Here is a 16,215-nt window from a genome sequence, read left to right on the forward strand (position 1 = left end):
GCGATGTACGCCGGGCGCTGCATTGACTAGGCGAGGCGCCGACTGAAAGTAAAGCGCAGGGAGGCGACGCCGTGACAGCTGTTGAAACGGATGAAACCGGCCGCATAGCCGTGGTCGGCTGCGGTACGCTCGGTGCCAGCTGGGCGGCCTTGTTCCTCGCGCACGGCTTCGACGTGGCGGCCTACGACACCGCGCCCGGCTTCGCGGACCGGCTCCGCGCTTCCGTCGCGCACGCGCTCGGCCAGCTGGGGGAACTCGGACTGCGTGGACGCGGGCGCCTGGAGACCTGCACCGCGATCGAGGCGGCCGTGTCCGGCGCGATCTTCGTGCAGGAGAACGCGCCCGAGGACGAGGCGGTCAAGCGGGCGGTGCTGGCCGAGCTCGACGCGCGGGCGGCGCCCGGCGTGATCGTCGCGTCGAGCACCTCGGCGATGCTGCGCAGCCGGATCGTCGCCGAATGCCGGACGCCGGAACGGGTGATCGTCGCCCACCCGTTCCACCCGCCGCACCTGGTGCCGCTGGTGGAGATCGTGGCGGGCGACCCGGCGACCGGCGAGCGCGCCGCCGCGTTCTACGCCCGGCTCGGGCGGCGCCCGGTGATCCTGCGGCGCGAGATGCCGGGCCACGTCGCCAACCGCCTCGCCTCGGCCCTGTACCGGGAGGCGGTGAACCTCGTCGCCGAGGGGGTGGCCAGCGTCGCCGACATCGACGCGGCCTTGTGCAACGGGCCGGGGCTGCGCTGGGCGGCGATGGGGCCGCACATGACCTATCATCTCGGCGGCGGGGCGGGCGGCATCCCGCACGCTGCCCGAGCTGGAGGCCCGCCGCGACCGCGCGCTGATCGATATCCTGAAGGCCCGGACCGAGGTCGCCGGATCTTAGAGCATTTTCCCTGATCTCTGGATCACGGAAAATGCTCTAACCTGCTGTGTGGTCGCATTCTCTTCACACGAGCCGGCATCCACCTCGCTTGAAAATGCTCTAGCCGGCGCGCCGCTTCGCTCCGGCCATGCGCCCGACGCAACGTGAAGGCCGCAGCGGGCGTGCTATGCGCAAGCCCTCCTCGAACGCCAGCCGGTCCGCCATCCCGTGAACGCCGTGATGATCATCGTCCCGATCTTCGGGATCATCCTGATCGGCTGGGGCGCGGCGCTGGCCGGCCTGCTCTCCGACAAGGTGAGCGAGGGGCTTTCGGAATACGTCTTCGCCATCGCCGTGCCGTCGCTGATCATCGCGACGCTGACCCGGCCGGGCCTTGATGGCGAGATTTCCTGGGGCTACTGGATCTCCTATTTCGGCGGCGCCGGCATGTCCTGGCTCGCCGGGTCGCTGATCGCGCGGCGGCGCGCGGGCATCGAGCGGCAGGGCGCGATCCTGCACGGCTTCGCCGCCAGCCAGTCGAACACCATCTTCGTCGGCGTGCCGACCATCCTCCAGGCTTACGGCGAGGAGGGGGCGTTCCCGCTCTTCCTGCTGCTCGCCGTCCACCTGCCGCTGATGATGGGCTGCGCCACCTTCCTGATCGAGGCGGAGGCCGGGCGTTCGCTCTGGCAGCGCCTGCGCGGCCTCGGCCTCGTGCTGATCCGCAACCCGATCTTCGTGGCGTTGCTGATCGGCATGGCGCTGAAGCAGGGCGGCATCGTCCCGTCCGGCATCCCCAAGGCGCTGATCGACATGTTCGCGGCCACGGCCTCGACCTGCGCGCTGATCGCGCTGGGCGCCGGCCTGCGGCGCTACCGCGTGCTGTTCGACCTGCCCGGTGCGGTGGTGATCGCGCTGTTGAAGCTCGTCGTCCACCCGCTGATCGTGTGGCTGCTCGCGACGAAGCTGTTTGTGATGCCGCCGGCCTATGCCGGCGTCGCGACGCTGTTCGCGGCGATGCCGGTCGGCATCAACGCCTACCTGCTCGCCATGCGCTACCGGACGGAAACCGGCCTGATCGCGGCCTCGCTCCTGGTCTCGACCCTGCTCGCCCCCTTCACCACCATCGCGTGGCTGACGCTGCTCGGCCGGGCGTGACAGCGGCGCGGGCCTGACCCTTCCCCGCGGCGGGCGCGGTGGAAGTCGCGGCCCATCCGGCTATCTTGCGGCGCAACGGCCGGCGAATCGCCGAACCGGCCGAGACCGTTTCGGAGAGGGATCGACCATGAACGCACCGATGCGCGCGCCCGCCGGAAGCGCCGGCCCCCTGGCCAAGGCGTCGGCCGCCTTCGTCTGGGACGACCCGTTCCTGCTCGAGGACCAGCTCACCGAAGACGAGCGCGCGATCCGCGACGTGGCGCAGGACTTCGCCCAGGAGCGGCTGCTGCCCGGCGTGGTGGACGCCTACGCCCAGGAGAAGACCGACCCCGATCTGTTCCGCCAGATGGGCGCACTCGGGCTGCTGGGCGTGACGATCCCCGAGGAATACGGCTGCGCTGGCGCCGGCTACGTCGCCTACGGCCTCGTGGCGCGGGCGGTCGAGCGGGTCGATTCCGGCTATCGCTCGATGATGAGCGTGCAGTCGTCCCTGGTGATGTACCCGATCCACGCCTACGGCTCCGAGGAGCAGCGGCAGAAGTTCCTGCCGAAGCTCGCATCCGGCGAATTCATCGGCTGCTTCGGTCTCACCGAACCCGATGCCGGCTCCGATCCGGGCGGCATGAAGACCAAGGCCGAGAAGATCGACGGCGGCTACCGCCTGTCGGGGGCCAAGATGTGGATCTCGAACGCGCCCTTCGCCGACGTGTTCGTGGTCTGGGCGAAGTCCGACGCGCATGACGGCGCGATCCGCGGCTTCATCCTGGAAAAGGGCATGAAAGGGCTGTCGGCTCCGACGCTGAAGGGCAAGTTGTCGCTTCGGGCCTCGACCACGGGCGAGATCGTGATGGAGGGCGTCGAGGTCGGCGAGGACGCGCTGCTCCCCAACGTCTCCGGCCTCAAGGGCCCGTTCGGCTGCCTGAACCGGGCGCGCTACGGCATCTCCTGGGGCGTGATGGGCGCCGCAGAGGATTGCTGGCACCGGGCGCGCTCCTACACCCTGGAGCGCAAGCAGTTCGGCCGGCCGCTGGCGCAGACGCAGCTCATCCAGAAGAAGCTCGCCGACATGCAGACCGAGATCACGCTCGGATTGCAGGCATCCTTGCGCGTCGGCCGCCTGATGGACGAGGGAAAGATGGCGCCGGAGATGATCTCGCTGATCAAGCGCAACAATTGCGGCAAGGCGCTCGACATCGCCCGCACCGCCCGGGACATGCACGGCGGCAACGGCATCATGGGCGAGTACCACGTGATGCGTCACGCTCAGAACCTCGAGACGGTGAACACCTACGAGGGCACCCACGATGTCCACGCCCTGATCCTCGGCCGCGCGCAGACCGGGCTGCAGGCGTTCTTCTGATCTTCGTCTCGATAAGCGGATGTTTCGACGCGGGTCTCGGATCGCGCGGTACGATTTGCTCCCTCACGCGTTGTGCCACTGACGACGACATCTCGAACGCGTGAGAAACTGATGAAACGGATTGTCTTAGCGTCCGCCTTGATGGCCGGCGCGCTCGCCATGCTTCCCGCGACCGTCGACGCCCGCGGCTTCGGCGGCCGGGGCGGCGGCGGCTTCGGTGGCGGCCATGGCATCGGCGGCGGCGGCGGCTTCGGCGGTGGCCGCGGCTTTGGTGGCGGCGGCTTCGGCGGCGGTCGCGGCATCGGCGGGGCAGGCTTCGCCAACCGTGGCTTCGGCGGTGGGTTCGCCAACCGTGGCGTCGGTGGTGGGTTTGCCAACCGTGGCGTCGGTGGTGGGTTTGCCAACCGTGGCGTCGGTGGTGGGTTTGCCAACCGAGGCGGCTTCGTCGGCAACGGCGGCTTCGCCAACCGCGGGATCGGCCGGGGCTACGGCACCGGCTATGGTCGCGGGTACCGCGGCGGCTACGGTCGTGGCCTCGGCTACGGCGCGGCCGGCCTCGGGCTCGGCCTCGCCACCGGCGCTCTGATCGGCGGCGGCCTCGGTTATGGCTACGGCGGCTACGGCTACGACGACAACTACTACGGCGGCGGTTACGCGCCGGCCGGCTACGGCGGCTACGGCTACGCTCCGGCCTACACGGAGGTGCAGACCGAGGTGGCGCCCGGCCCGCAGGAATCGGTGAGCTACTGCATCCAGCGCTTCCGCTCCTACGACGTGCGCTCGCAGACCTACCTCGGCAACGACGGCGCGCGGCACTCCTGCCCGTAAGGGTTTCGAGGCCGATATGACGAGAAGCCCCGCGACCGATACGGTCGCGGGGCTTTTTGCTGCCCGCCCGGAACGGTTCCGGGCCAAGGGGGACGCCACGCCATGACGACCGACGAGATCCAAGACCTCCACCGTGCCCGCACGGTTCTGGCGCGGCAGCGCAACGCCATGGCCAAGCGCCTCTCCGGCATCGACCTTGCGCCGGTGTCGATGGCCGAGGATTTGACCCGGATCCTCGTCGCGATCGAGGCGGTCGACCGCGCGCTGACCGCCGAGGGCCGGCCCTACATGGCGCCGGAGATGCACGCGGAAGGCTGAGGCTTTCGGGCCGGCGACACGCATTCGGCGCGCCGGCCCAGCGGGATTAGGATCAGGCCGAAGCGGCCTCGATCCGCACGGGCACGGATTTCGCCGCGGGCACCTTGCTGCGCTCGGCATGGTGCCAGAGCGGGATCAGCGGGTTGCACTCGGGGTAGTAGCCGCCGACGCAGCCCGTCGGGATGTCGTAGGCCAGCACCCGGAAGCCCTCGACCCGCCGCACCACCTTGTCGTCCGTCGCGCCGACGAGGTGAACGGTCTGCGCGTCGCGCAGGCCGAGGCGGGCGATGTCGTCGCGGTTCATGAACAGCACCATCCGCGTGCCCTTCACGCCGCGGAATCGGTCGTCGTAGCCGTAGATCGTGGTGTTGAACTGGTCGTTCGACCGCATGGTGATGAGCCGCATCACCTCGGGGTCGGCCTGCTCGGTGTCGGGGTCGGCCGACAGGCTGCGCGGCGTGACGAAGTTCGCCTTGCCGGTGTCGGTCTTCCATGTGCGGTCGGCGGCCGGAATCGGCCGGCGGAAGCCGCCGGGCGTCCACATCCGCGCGTTGAAGTCCTTGAACTGGTCGGGATAGGTCGCCTCGATCGCGTCGCGAACGCTGGCGTAGTCGCCGCCCCAGCGATCCCAGTCGATCCGCGGGTTCGGCGTCAGCGTCGCCTTGGCGATCCCGGCGACGATGCGCGGTTCGGACAGCAGCTCGGGTCCGGCCGGCTCGGCATAGCCCTTCGAGCCATGGATGCAGGCGGTCGAATCCTCCATCGACACCGCCTGCCGCCCGCCGGCCTGCTCGTCGATCTCGATTCGGCCGAGGCAGGGCAGGATGTAGGCGACCTCGCCGTGGATCAGGTGATTGCGGTTGAGCTTCGTCGAAATCTGGACGGTCAGGCGAAGCGTCTTCCAGGCTTCCTCCATCAGCGCGGTCTCCGGCACCGCGCGGATGAAGTTGCCGCCGAGCGCCACGAACGCCTTCACCGAACCGTCGAGGATACCCTCGCAGGCCTCGACGGTGTTGAGACCCTTCTCCATCGGCGGCTCGAAGGCGTAGAGTTCGCGCAGCTTGTCGTTCGGTACCAACTCCGGCTTCTCGGTAATGCCGACCGTGCGCTGCCCCTGGACGTTGGAATGCCCACGGACCGGGCAGATGCCGGCGCCGCGCTTGCCGATGTTGCCGCGCATCAAGAGCAGGTTGACCAAGGCCTGCACGGTCTCGACGCCCATGCGGTGCTGGGTCAGCCCCATGCCGTAGACGCCGATCGTCGCCTTCGCCTTGGCGTAGGTCGCCGCCGTCTGCTCCAGCGCCTTGCGGGTCAGGCCCGAGCGCCGCTCCAGCTCGTCCCAGGACTTTCCGCGGACCGAGGCCGCGAACGCCTCGAAGCCGTGGGTGTGCTCGGCGATGAAGGCGGTGTCGAGCACGCGCTCGGCGCCGCTCGCGATCGCCGCGTCGTCGAGCGCCAGCAGCGCCTTGCAGATCCCGTAGATCGCCCCGAAATCGCCGCCGGCCTTGACCTGCAGGTACTGCGACGAGATCCGCGTCTCGGACTTCGTCAGCATTTCGAGTGGCGCCTGCGGGTTGGTGAAGCGCTCCAGCCCCCGCTCCCGGAACGGGTTGAAGGTGATGATCGGGACGCCGCGGCGGCTCGCATCCTGGAGCGGATGCAGCATCCGCGGCGCGTTCGAGCCGGGGTTCTGCCCGAAGAACAGGATGCAGTCGGTGTGCTCGAACGCCTCAAGCAGCACCGTGCCGACCGGCGAGCCGATGCTTTCTGGAAGCGCCACGGAGGTCGATTCGTGGCACATGTTCGACGAGTCGGGCAGGTTGTTGCTGCCGTGCAGCCGCGCCAGCAGGCCGTACATGTACGACGTTTCGAGCGAGGCGCGGCCGGAGGCGTAGAACACAGCCGCCTTCGGATCGAGCGCCTTCAACTCGGCGCCGATCTCCGCGAAGGCGGCATCCCACGAGACCGGCAGGTAGCGGTCGCTCGCCGCATCCCAGCGCAGGGGTACGGTGAGGCGCCCGAGCTCCTCCAGGTCGTAGTCGCGCCAGCCGGTGAGTTCGGTGACCGTGTGGGCGGCGAAGAACTCGGCGCCGATGCGCTTGCGCGTCACCTCCCAAGCGGTCGCCTTGGCGCCGTTCTCGCAATACTCGAACACCGCCGGCTTGCCGGGCTTGGCCCAGGCGCAGCTGACGCACATGAAGCCGCCGGGCTTGTTCTGGTGGCGCAGCATCAGGCCGCCGGTGACGGGGATCTGCTCGCGCAGGAGGATCTCGGTGAGCGACTTCGCCGACCCCCAGCCGCCGGCCGGCCCCTCGTAGGGGTCGAGCTGCACCGAATCCGTCATCCTCGAAACTCCAACCTTCGCGATCCTCGAGGAAGAACCCTTCGTCGGCGCGAAAGGGTCCGCTCGGCTGCGTGCGGCAAACGCCGCGCACTGGCAGGGTCGGCGCCGGGCGCCTGGCCGTGCTACGGCTCGCGCCGGCCCCCATCGAAAGCACGACCCCGATTGTCCGACCGGAACGAGATCCCGGCGCCGCGCGCCGCAGACGCCCCGCGCGATCCCCGGACCGAGGCGGTCCTCGAACGGATCGCAGCCGCCCAGGGCGCGCCGTTCGGGGCCGGCGAGCACGGGCTCGACCTCGTGCGCCTCGACGCCGGCGGCGCGGCGCTCGCCCGCCGGATCGACGCCGCGCTGCCTCCGCCGGCCTGGTGGGACGCCGAATGCGGCGGCCTCAACCTCGCCGACGCGAACCTCGACCGGGCGCGGATGGAGGGCGCGAACCTCTCGCACGCCAACCTGCGGCGGGCGACGCTGTCGGGGGCGGTCGGACGCTCGGCCGACTTCTCGTATGCGATCCTGGAGGAGGCCGACCTCGGCGAGGCCGACCTCAGCGGCACGGATTTCCGCGGCATCGTCGCCGGCCAGGCGAGCTTCCGCGAGGCGATGCTGGAGGATGCGCGCTTCGACGACGCGGCCTTGCGCTTCGCGAAGTTCCCGAAGGCGCTGCTGGACGGCGCGGACTTCTCCGGCGCCGACCTGTGGGGCGCCGACTTCACCGGCGCGGATGCGGACGACACCAGCTTCAAGCGGGCGCGCCTCGACGAGGCCGACCTCTCGGACGTGAACCTGACGCATGCCGACTTCGAGGGCGCGAGCCTGACCAAGGCCCGCCTCGTGGGCTCGCGCCTACGCGGTGCGAACCTCTCCAACGTCAAGCTCGACGGCGCCGACCTCTCCGGCGCCGACCTGTCCGACACCAGCTTGGTGCGGCTGAACTTCGTCACCTGCAAGCTGCGCCACGCGCGCTTCGCCGGCGCTTGGCTCAACGGCACGCGGATGCGGATCGAGCAGCTCGACGGCATGGTCGGCGAGGAGGCGGCTGGCGACTACGCTGGCGCGCAGGCGAGCTACCTCGCCCTGGAGCAGAACCTGAAGAGCATCGGCAGCCACGACGAGGCGAGCTGGGCGTACAAGCGCGGCCGCCGCATGGGCCGGCTCGAAGCAGGCCAGAAGACCCGCGCGGCCTGGACCGCCCGCGACGGGCGTGCCGTCCTCCGCCATGGCTACCGCTGGACCTCGGACCGCTTCGTCGAGTGGCTGTGCGACTACGGCGAGAGCCTGTCGCGGATCGCCCGCGCCTTCGCCATCCTCATCGTCGCCTTCGCCGCCCTGTTCGGCCTCGCCGGCGGCCTGATCCCGGACGGATCCAGCGAGCCGACCCGCAACGCCGTCGACTGGCTGAGCTACAGCGCGCTCAACATGATGACGGCGAACCCGCCGGAGATCGGCGTGAAGCCGATCGGCCGCTTCACCAACCTGCTCGTCGGCATCGAGGGGGCGGCCGGAATCATCCTGATGGGGCTCTACGGCTTCGTGCTCGGCAACCGTCTGCGCCGCTGATTTCCGCGCGGCCGCCCTATCTGTCGGGCGTGGCCGCGCCGGCCGAGGATCGACGACGAACATGCCCGATTGGATACGCGACACCGTGTGGTGGCAGGTCTACACCCTCGGCTTCGTCGGGGCGGAGCAGACCGTCCGGCGCGGCATGGCGACCGCGCATCGCCTGGACCAGGTCGCCGCCTGGATCGACTACGCCGCCGACCTCGGCGCGACCGGGCTGGCGCTCGGGCCGATCTTCGCGTCCTCCACCCACGGCTACGACACGATCGATTACCTGCGCATCGATCCGCGCCTCGGCGACGATTCCGACTTCGACCGCCTGGTCGCGGCCGCCCATGCCCGCGGCCTCAAGGTCCTGCTCGACGGCGTGTTCAACCATGTCGGGCAGGACTTCGCCGCCTTCCGCGCGGTGCTCGACGAGGGGCCGTCGGCGGCGCAGGCCGGGTGGTTCCACCTGACCTGGCCGGAGGGGACGAACCCCGGCGACGTGCCGGACCACCGCTGCTTCGAGGGCCACCGCGCCCTCGTCACGCTGAACCACGACCATCCCGAGGTCGCCGACCACGTCGTGGCGGTGATGAACCACTGGCTCGCCCGAGGCGCCGACGGCTGGCGGCTCGACGCCGCCTACGCCGTGCCGCGGGCGTTCTGGACCCGCGTCCTGCCGCGGGTCCGCGCCGCACATCCCGAGGCCTACTTCGTCGGCGAGGTGATCCACGGCGACTACGCCGGCGTCGTCGCCGAGACGGGCTTGGATTCGGTGACGCAGTACGAGTTGTGGAAGGCGATCTGGTCCGGACTGAACGACCGCAACCTGTTCGAGCTCGCCCACGCCCTGAAGCGGCACGATGCATTCCTCGAAGCCTTCGTGCCGATGACCTTCGTCGGAAACCACGACGTGACCCGGATCGCCAGCCGGCTCGCCGACATCCGGCACCTGCCCCACGCTCTGGCCGTGCTATTCACGGTCGGCGGCACGCCCTCGATCTATGCCGGCGACGAGCAGGCCTTCCGCGGCCTCAAGGAGGAGCGCGAAGGCGGCGACGACGCGATCCGCCCCGCCTTTCCGCCGTCGCCCGACGACCTCGCCCCAGAGGGCTGGCCGACCTACAGGCTGCATCAGGACCTCGTCGCCCTGCGGCGCCGGAACCCCTGGCTCCATACGGCGCGAACGCAGACGCTGCACCTGACCAACACCGCCATGACGCTGGAGACCCGCGGCGACGGGCACCGGCTCCTCCTCGCCCTCAACCTGTCGGACGAGCCCACCGAGCAGCCGGCGCCCGGTGCGCGCGGGCTGGAAGCCGGCCAGGCCGACCTCCTCTCTGCGCCCGCCGGCCGCATCCGCCTTCCGCCGCACGGCTGGGCGATCCTCGCGGCGGAGGCGTGATCGCGGCGGCTTTCGACCTATGTCGGAGTTGGGGACGGGGCGTTCGAAGCGGACCATGCCAATGAGACCGGGAAGACGCGTCCACCGCAGGCCGTTGCCGGGCCTGCTCCTCGCGACAACCATCGGCGCCGCCGTCCCATCCGAGGCGTTCGCGCTGGAGGTGACCCGCTCGCGCGTCGTCGCCGCGCCGCCCGCGGCGGTCTGGTCGCTGGTCGGCGGATTCTGCGACATCGCGCGTTGGCATCCACAGGTGACGCGCTGCACGCTGTCGTCGGAAAGCGGCGCGCCGGTGCGCGCGCTGGTGGCGTCGGGCGGGCTCGGCACGCTGATCGAGACCGAGACGGCGCGGGACGAGGCGGCGATGAGCTATTCCTACCGCCTGGTCTCGGGGCCGCTGCCGGTGAAGGATTACGCCGCGACGCTCTCGGTGGCGCCGATCGGCGAGGGCGCCGGAAAGGGCGCGACCATCACCTGGACCGCGCGCTTCGAGGCCGAGGGGATGAGCGAGGCGGAGGCGGTCGCCGACATCGCCGGGGTCTACGAGGCCGGGCTCGCCGGCATCGCCAGGGAAGCCGCGCCTTAGGCGTCCCTAGGATCAGTCCTTCGACAGGCTGTCGATCAGGTGGTTCAGGTCGATCCGCATCGCCTGCACCTCGGGCTCCGTCAGGTCGAGCTGGCACATCACGCTCTGGCGCACCTCCGCCGCGTCGGCACGCAGGGCGCGACCCTGCTCGGTCAGGGCGATCTCGACCTCGCGCTCGTCGGTGCGGCGGCGGTTGCGCTGCAGCAGGCCGGCCGTCTCCAGGCGCTTCAGCACCGGCGTCAGCGTGCCGGAATCGAGGCGGAGGCGTCGGCCGATCTCGGAGACGGTGACGCCGTCGGTCTCCCACAGGACCATCAGCACGAGGTATTGCGGGTAGGTCAGACCGATCCGTTCGAGGAGCGGACGGTAGGACTTCGTCATCCGGTGCGCGGCCGCGTAGAGGGCGTAGCAGAGCTGGTTGTCGAGGAGCAGGGGATCCCTGGTCCGGTCGAACTCCGCCCCGGGCGGCTCCCGCAACTCCTCCGTCATGCACGCCATCTCAGTCGTCCACATCGCCACGCACGGAAATCCGTCGCGTTCCCCCGTTGCCCCGATCGCCCGGCATAACACGATATCTCCGGTCGTTGAGAGGGCGGTGACGACTTTCGGTCGAAAAGCGCGTCACGCAGAGCAGCTTACCGTATCAGGCGCCGAGACCGTCGAGGCTCGCGAGCAGCCCCGGCTCGTCCTCGAGCGTGCGCAGGTCGAGGTGTACCGCGCCGTCGGCGATGCGGCCGATCACCGGAACCGGCAGGGCGCGCAAGGCCGCCGCCATGCGCTTCGGCCAGGCGCCGCCGCGACGCGCCCCGTCGCCGGCGGCCTGGGTGAGCACGAGGCAGGCGCTCGGCAGGGTCTCGACCGGCAGCGCGCCCGAGCCGATCTGGCTGCTGCAGGCGGCGACGGCCACCTCCGCCCGGCCGGCGAGGCGGCGCGCCACCTCCGGCGCAAGGCGGCGCGCCTGCGCGTCGATCGCCTCGGCTTTCCGGGTCAGCAGCCGCAGAGTCGGCAAGCGCTCGGCGAGCCGTTCGGGGTTCAGGTAGAGCCGCAGCGTCGCTTCGAGCGCGGCGTAGGTCATCTTGTCGACGCGCAGCGCCCGCTTGAGCGGGCTCTTGCGGATCTTCCGCAACAGGTCCGTCCGCCCGGCGACGATCCCGCACTGGACCGCACCGAGGAGCTTGTCGCCGCTGAAGGTGACGAGGTCGGCATGCGCCAGCGCTGCCCGCACGGTCGGCTCCGGCGGCAGGCCGTGGGCCGCAAGATCCACCAGGCTGCCGCTGCCGAGATCGACGGCCAGCGGCACGCCGCGGGCGCGGCAGAGCGCGCCGAGTTCGTCCTCCCGGGCCTGCGCCGTGAACCCGCGGATCTCGTAGTTGCTCGGGTGCACCCGCATCACCAGGCCGGTTCGCGGGCCAAGCGCCTCGTCGAAGTCGTGCAGGTGCGTACGGTTGGTGGTGCCGACCTCGCGCAGGCGGCAGCCGGCCCGCGCCATCACGTCGGGGACGCGGAACGAGCCGCCGATCTCCACCAGTTCGCCGCGGGAGACCACCACCTCCTTGCGCATCGCCAGGGCGTTGAGGACGAGGAAGACGGCGGCCGCGTTGTTGTTGACGACGATCGCCGCCTCAGCCCCGGTCAGCCGGCAGATCAGCGCCTCGACGTGGTCGTCGCGCTCGCCGCGCTCGCCGGTGGCAAGGTCGAATTCGAGGTTGGCAGCCCCGGTCATCACTGCGGACACCGCTTCGGCCGCCTCCGGCGGCAGCAGGGCGCGGCCGAGGTTGGTGTGCAGCACCGTGCCGGTGAGGTTGAAGACCGGGCGCAGCGAAGCGCGCGACAGCTCAGACAGGCGCCCCTCGACGGCGGCGAGGATCGCGGCCTCGTCCGGGACGCCCTCGGCGCGGGCGCGGATCGCCGCCAAGTCTTCGCGGACGGCGTCTCGGACGGCGGTCCGCCCGAAGGTCTCGATCAGACTGGCAGCAACCTGATGCCCGAGGAGCCGCTCGACGGAGGGCGGACGCGCGCCCTGGATCTGGTCGCGCGGACGGGGGACGGACGCCAGTGAAGTCATGGGCGAAGAGATAGCAGGTCGGACCGCGCCATCCAGTCCCATGTCGGGCTCCGCCCGAATGCCGATCTCGGGAGAGCATGCTTGGCAACACGCGCGAAGGCGGGCAGGAAGGTCGCCGATGGACGCGTATCACAGCCTGCTCACCCGCATCCTCGACGAGGGCTGCGCCAAGGAAGACCGCACCGGCACGGGCACCCTCTCGGTGTTCGGGCACCAGATGCGGTTCGATCTCGATCGTGGCTTTCCGCTGGTCACGACGAAGCAGCTGCACCTGCGCTCGATCGTCCACGAGCTGCTGTGGTTCCTGACCGGGGACACCAACGTCGCCGCGCTGCGCGCCAACGGGGTGACGATCTGGGACGAGTGGGCCGACGCCGCGGGCGACCTCGGCCCGGTCTACGGCAAGCAGTGGCGCTCCTGGGAGAAGCCCGGCGGCGGCACCGTCGACCAGATCGCCTGGGTCGTCGAGGAGATCCGCCGCAACCCCGATTCGCGCCGCCTCGTCGTCTCGGCCTGGAATCCGGCCGACCTCGACCGGATGGCGCTGGCGCCCTGCCACTGCCTGTTCCAGTTCTACGTCGCGGACGGGCGCCTCTCGTGCCAGCTCTACCAGCGCTCGGCCGACGCCTTCCTCGGCGTGCCGTTCAACATCGCGAGCTACGCGCTCCTCACCGCGATGATCGCGCAGGTGACGGGGCTCCGGCCCGGCGACTTCGTCCACAGCTTCGGTGACGCGCACCTCTACCGAAACCACCTCGACCAGGCGCGCCTCCAACTCGCCCGCGCGCCGCGCCCGCTGCCGACGCTCCGCCTCAACCCCGAGATCCGCGACCTGTTCGCCTTCCGCTACGAGGACATCGCGATCGAGGGCTACGACCCCCATCCCGCGATCCGCGCACCGGTGGCTGTCTGATGCCCGCTTCGATCGCCGGCGCGCGGCCGCGGATCATCCTCGTCGTGGCCCTGGCCGAGAACGGCGTGATCGGCCGGGACAACGGGCTCGCGTGGCACCTGCGCGGGGACCTCAAGCGGTTCAAGGCCGTCACCATGGGCAAGCCGATGCTGATGGGCCGCAAGACCTACGCCTCGATCGGCCGCCCGCTGCCCGGGCGGCGCACGCTGGTGCTGACCCGCGACCGCGGCTTCGCGGCCGAGGGCGTCGAGACGGTCCACGATTGGGCGCAGGCGCTGGCGGCGGCCTCGGCCGAGGAACTGATGGTGGTCGGCGGCGCCGAGATCTACCGGCTCGCGCTGCCCCACGCCGACGCGCTGCGGCTGACCGAGGTGGCGGCGAGTCCCGAGGGCGACGTACGCTTCCCGGACTTCGACCGGAGCGTGTATCGCGAGACCTTCCGCGAGGCCCATCCGGCCGGCCCGCACGACGAGCACGCCTACACGTTCGTGGACCTCGAACGCATCCCGTGAAAACCACGATTTCGCACGGATGCGCAGGGGCGTCGGGTCGCGGTTGCCAAAGGGGGCGGCGATGCCCACCTGCCTGCCTTGACAGCAGGCGACGGTCCCTCGCAGGTGCGTAGGCCTCCGCTCGTTCCGGTGGCTGCCTCATCCGGGCAGGTTTGGACACGGTCGCGGGCCGCGTGTGCGGTTCGAACCGTGGGCGCGCGGGCGACCCCACAGCAGGCAGGAGAAGACGGCTAGCATGCCTTGGAGCAATCAGAGCGGCGGCAATGGCGGCGGCCCCTGGGGCAGCGGCGGTGGCGGCGGCGGTAAGACGCCCCCCAATCTCGAGGATCTCCTGCGGCGCGGCCAGGACCGCCTGCGCGGCGTCATGCCTGGCGGCTCGCTCGGCGGCGGCAAGAGCTTCGTGGTGATCGGTGCGCTCGCAGTGGGCCTGTGGCTCGCGACGGGCTTCTACACGGTCGCCCCCAACCAGGTCGGCATCGAGACGATCTTCGGCCGCTACGTCGGCTCGAAGGGCGAGGGCCTGCGCTACAACTTTCCTTATCCGGTCGGCGGCGTGATCAAGCCGAACGTCGGACAGGTGAACTCGATCCAGGTCGGCTTCCGGTCCGCCGGCGGCGCCCAGGCGCGCACCCGGGACATGCCCGACGAGAGCCTGATGCTCACGGGCGACGAGAACATCGTCGACCTCGACTTCGAGGTGCAGTGGCGCGTGAACCCGCTGAAGGCTTCGGACTACGTGTTCAACCTCCAGAACCCCGAGGGCACGATCAAGGCGATCGCCGAGAGCGCGATGCGCGAGGTCGTGGGCCGCCGCAACATTCAGGCGATCCTGACGAACGAGCAGTCGAGCGTCGCCCAGGAGGTCAAGGAGATCACCCAGAACGCCCTCGACGAGTACGGCGCCGGCGTCCGCATCGAGGTGGTGCAGCTCGTCAGCGTCAACCCGCCGCCGGAGGTCCGGCCCGCCTTCATCGACGTGAACGCGGCGCAGCAGGACGCCGACACGGCGCAGAACGAGGCGAAGACCTACGCGAGCCGCGAGGTTCCGCAGTCCCGCGGGCGCGCTTCGCAGATCGTCCAGGCGGCGGAAGCGTACAAGACCAAGGCCACCGCCGACGCGACCGGACAGGCCGCGCGCTTCGACGAGGTCTACGCCTCCTACAAGACCGCGCCGACGATCAGCCGCGAGCGGATCTTCCTGGAGACGATGGAGAAGGTGCTGGGCTCCGTGAACAAGGTGATCATCGACCAGGGCGTCGCCGGATCCGGCGCGACCGGTGCGGCAGGCGTCGTGCCCGTGCTGCCGCTGGCCGAATTCGGGTCCCGCACCCCCGCCCCGGCGCAGACGAATGGAGCGGCCCGATGAACGCACAGGCCATCCGCACCGGCTCGGCGGTCATCGCCGCCGCGCTCGCACTCGCCTTCTACGCCTCGGTGTTCACCGTCGGGCAGATGCAGCAGGCCCTGGTACTCCAGTTCGGCCGCGTCCGCGCCGTCCTGAACCAGACCGGCGAGGACAAGCCGGGGCTCTACTTCAAGCTGCCCTTCGTCGAGAACGTCGTGCTGTTCGACAAGCGCGTCCTCGACCTCGACCTGCCGGTACAGACCCTGCTGACGGCCGACCGCCAGAACCTGGAGGTCGACGCCTTCGCCCGCTACCGCATCATCGACCCGCTGCGGTTCTACCAGTCTGTGAACAACGTCGCGCTGGCCAACCAGCGCCTGGCGAGCTTCACCAACTCGTCCCTACGCAACGTGCTGGCCCGATCGACCCGAGACGCCATCGTCAAGACCGAGCGCACCCGGCTGATGAACCAGATCCAGGAGGACGTGAACCGCGAGGCCAAGGCGCTCGGCGTGCAGATCGTCGACCTGCGCATGACCCGCGTGGACCTTCCGGCGCAGAACAGCGTCGCGGTCTACCGCCGGATGAAGACGGAGCGCGAGCGCGAAGCCGCCGACATCCGCGCCAACGGCGACCAGATCGCCGCGACGATCAAGGCCAAGGCAGACCGCGACGTCACCGTGATCCTTGCCGACGCGACGCAGACGGCCGAGAAGCTTCGGGGCCAGGGCGACGCGGACAAGAACCGCATCCTCGCCGAAGCCTTCGGCAAGGACCCGAGCTTCTTCAGCTTCTACCGCTCGATGCAGGCCTACGAGACCGGGCTGAAGGGCTCCGAGACCCGGCTGGTGATGAGCCCGAACTCGGACTTCTTCCGCTACTTCAGCGATCCGCAGGGCAAGGCGGCCCAGGGCGGCGCGCCGCGAGGCGCCGACCCGTCCGCGACGACAGGCTCGACCGGCACCGTCCGCTGACGATGAT

General features: G+C 70.3%; 15 protein-coding genes. 12 read left to right on the top strand and 3 right to left on the bottom strand.

Features of this window, described 5'->3' with window-relative positions; translation table 11 throughout:
* Nucleotides 1-71 precede the first annotated feature (71 nt).
* The 5 genes from FV226_RS01455 (at nucleotide 72) to FV226_RS01475 (ending at nucleotide 4,525) form a co-directional block, all read left to right on the top strand.
* On the top strand, nucleotides 72-896 hold the full coding sequence (locus FV226_RS01455; protein WP_246691454.1) for a 3-hydroxyacyl-CoA dehydrogenase NAD-binding domain-containing protein: 825 nt from the start codon (nucleotides 72-74) through the stop codon (nucleotides 894-896).
* A gap of 193 nt (nucleotides 897-1,089) precedes the next feature.
* The gene (locus FV226_RS01460; RefSeq protein WP_147761503.1) at nucleotides 1,090-2,019 is read left to right on the top strand and encodes an AEC family transporter; all 930 of its coding nucleotides are present in this window, start codon (nucleotides 1,090-1,092) and stop codon (nucleotides 2,017-2,019) included.
* Nucleotides 2,020-2,146: 127 nt separating this feature from the next.
* Nucleotides 2,147-3,379, top strand: a complete 1,233-nt coding sequence (locus tag FV226_RS01465; protein WP_147754727.1) for an acyl-CoA dehydrogenase — start codon at nucleotides 2,147-2,149, stop codon at nucleotides 3,377-3,379.
* A 111-nt stretch (nucleotides 3,380-3,490) separates the two neighbouring features.
* Nucleotides 3,491-4,207: a BA14K family protein gene (locus FV226_RS01470; RefSeq protein WP_147761504.1), complete on the top strand. Its 717-nt coding sequence runs from the start codon at nucleotides 3,491-3,493 to the stop codon at nucleotides 4,205-4,207.
* Nucleotides 4,208-4,309: 102 nt separating this feature from the next.
* Nucleotides 4,310-4,525: a hypothetical protein gene (locus FV226_RS01475; RefSeq protein WP_147754681.1), complete on the top strand. Its 216-nt coding sequence runs from the start codon at nucleotides 4,310-4,312 to the stop codon at nucleotides 4,523-4,525.
* Nucleotides 4,526-4,577: 52 nt separating this feature from the next.
* Here FV226_RS01475 and FV226_RS01480 read toward each other — a convergent pair whose 3' ends face one another.
* Entirely contained in the window at nucleotides 4,578-6,869 is a 2,292-nt protein-coding gene (locus FV226_RS01480; protein WP_147761505.1) for an FdhF/YdeP family oxidoreductase, read from the bottom strand.
* 162 nt (nucleotides 6,870-7,031) lie between these two features.
* Here FV226_RS01480 and FV226_RS01485 point away from each other — a divergent pair, with 162 nt between their 5' ends.
* From FV226_RS01485 to FV226_RS01495, 3 genes are all read left to right on the top strand, one after another.
* Entirely contained in the window at nucleotides 7,032-8,426 is a 1,395-nt protein-coding gene (locus FV226_RS01485; RefSeq protein ID WP_246691455.1) for a pentapeptide repeat-containing protein, read from the top strand.
* Between the two features lie 61 nt (nucleotides 8,427-8,487).
* Nucleotides 8,488-9,816 (top strand): alpha-amylase family glycosyl hydrolase, encoded by a 1,329-nt coding sequence (locus tag FV226_RS01490; protein WP_147761506.1) that lies wholly within the window; start codon nucleotides 8,488-8,490, stop codon nucleotides 9,814-9,816.
* 61 nt (nucleotides 9,817-9,877) lie between these two features.
* Nucleotides 9,878-10,399, top strand: coding sequence for an SRPBCC family protein (locus tag FV226_RS01495; RefSeq protein ID WP_147761507.1), 522 nt, complete (start codon nucleotides 9,878-9,880; stop codon nucleotides 10,397-10,399).
* Between the two features lie 12 nt (nucleotides 10,400-10,411).
* On the opposite strand, the gene FV226_RS01500 is transcribed toward FV226_RS01495, so the two are convergent.
* Both FV226_RS01500 and selA read right to left on the bottom strand, forming a co-directional pair.
* Nucleotides 10,412-10,888 carry a MarR family transcriptional regulator gene (locus tag FV226_RS01500; RefSeq protein WP_147761508.1) on the bottom strand — a complete coding sequence of 159 codons (477 nt, stop codon included), beginning with the start codon at nucleotides 10,886-10,888 and terminating at the stop codon, nucleotides 10,412-10,414.
* Nucleotides 10,889-11,042: 154 nt separating this feature from the next.
* Nucleotides 11,043-12,464, bottom strand: a complete 1,422-nt coding sequence (gene selA, locus FV226_RS01505) for an L-seryl-tRNA(Sec) selenium transferase (protein WP_147761509.1) — start codon at nucleotides 12,462-12,464, stop codon at nucleotides 11,043-11,045.
* Nucleotides 12,465-12,582: 118 nt separating this feature from the next.
* Between selA and FV226_RS01510 the strand changes: the two genes are divergently transcribed.
* From FV226_RS01510 to hflC, 4 genes are all read left to right on the top strand, one after another.
* Nucleotides 12,583-13,377, top strand: coding sequence for a thymidylate synthase (locus tag FV226_RS01510; RefSeq protein ID WP_147761510.1), 795 nt, complete (start codon nucleotides 12,583-12,585; stop codon nucleotides 13,375-13,377).
* A complete protein-coding gene (locus tag FV226_RS01515) occupies nucleotides 13,377-13,889 on the top strand; it encodes a dihydrofolate reductase (RefSeq protein ID WP_147761511.1) in 513 nt (170 codons plus the stop codon). Before FV226_RS01510 ends, FV226_RS01515 begins: the two co-directional genes overlap by 1 nt.
* A 235-nt stretch (nucleotides 13,890-14,124) precedes the next feature.
* Nucleotides 14,125-15,255 carry an FtsH protease activity modulator HflK gene (gene hflK / locus FV226_RS01520; protein ID WP_147761512.1) on the top strand — a complete coding sequence of 377 codons (1,131 nt, stop codon included), beginning with the start codon at nucleotides 14,125-14,127 and terminating at the stop codon, nucleotides 15,253-15,255.
* Nucleotides 15,252-16,208 (top strand): protease modulator HflC, encoded by a 957-nt coding sequence (hflC, locus tag FV226_RS01525; RefSeq protein WP_147761513.1) that lies wholly within the window; start codon nucleotides 15,252-15,254, stop codon nucleotides 16,206-16,208. The genes hflK and hflC overlap by 4 nt, the downstream gene beginning before the upstream one ends.
* Nucleotides 16,209-16,215 lie beyond the last annotated feature (7 nt).

The organism is Methylobacterium sp. WL12 (assembly GCF_008039475.1).
Classification (GTDB): Bacteria; Pseudomonadota; Alphaproteobacteria; order Rhizobiales; family Beijerinckiaceae; genus Methylobacterium; species Methylobacterium cerastii.

Coding starts and splice junctions, on each gene's coding strand:
- FV226_RS01465 (WP_147754727.1), top strand. CDS start 2,147: ATGAACGCACCGATGCGCGCGCCCGCCGGAAGCGCCGGCCCCCTGGCC.
- FV226_RS01470 (WP_147761504.1), top strand. CDS start 3,491: ATGAAACGGATTGTCTTAGCGTCCGCCTTGATGGCCGGCGCGCTCGCC.
- FV226_RS01475 (WP_147754681.1), top strand. CDS start 4,310: ATGACGACCGACGAGATCCAAGACCTCCACCGTGCCCGCACGGTTCTG.
- FV226_RS01480 (WP_147761505.1), bottom strand. CDS start 6,869: ATGACGGATTCGGTGCAGCTCGACCCCTACGAGGGGCCGGCCGGCGGC.
- FV226_RS01490 (WP_147761506.1), top strand. CDS start 8,488: ATGCCCGATTGGATACGCGACACCGTGTGGTGGCAGGTCTACACCCTC.
- FV226_RS01495 (WP_147761507.1), top strand. CDS start 9,878: ATGAGACCGGGAAGACGCGTCCACCGCAGGCCGTTGCCGGGCCTGCTC.
- FV226_RS01500 (WP_147761508.1), bottom strand. CDS start 10,888: ATGACGGAGGAGTTGCGGGAGCCGCCCGGGGCGGAGTTCGACCGGACC.
- selA (WP_147761509.1), bottom strand. CDS start 12,464: ATGACTTCACTGGCGTCCGTCCCCCGTCCGCGCGACCAGATCCAGGGC.
- FV226_RS01510 (WP_147761510.1), top strand. CDS start 12,583: ATGGACGCGTATCACAGCCTGCTCACCCGCATCCTCGACGAGGGCTGC.
- FV226_RS01515 (WP_147761511.1), top strand. CDS start 13,377: ATGCCCGCTTCGATCGCCGGCGCGCGGCCGCGGATCATCCTCGTCGTG.
- hflK (WP_147761512.1), top strand. CDS start 14,125: ATGCCTTGGAGCAATCAGAGCGGCGGCAATGGCGGCGGCCCCTGGGGC.
- hflC (WP_147761513.1), top strand. CDS start 15,252: ATGAACGCACAGGCCATCCGCACCGGCTCGGCGGTCATCGCCGCCGCG.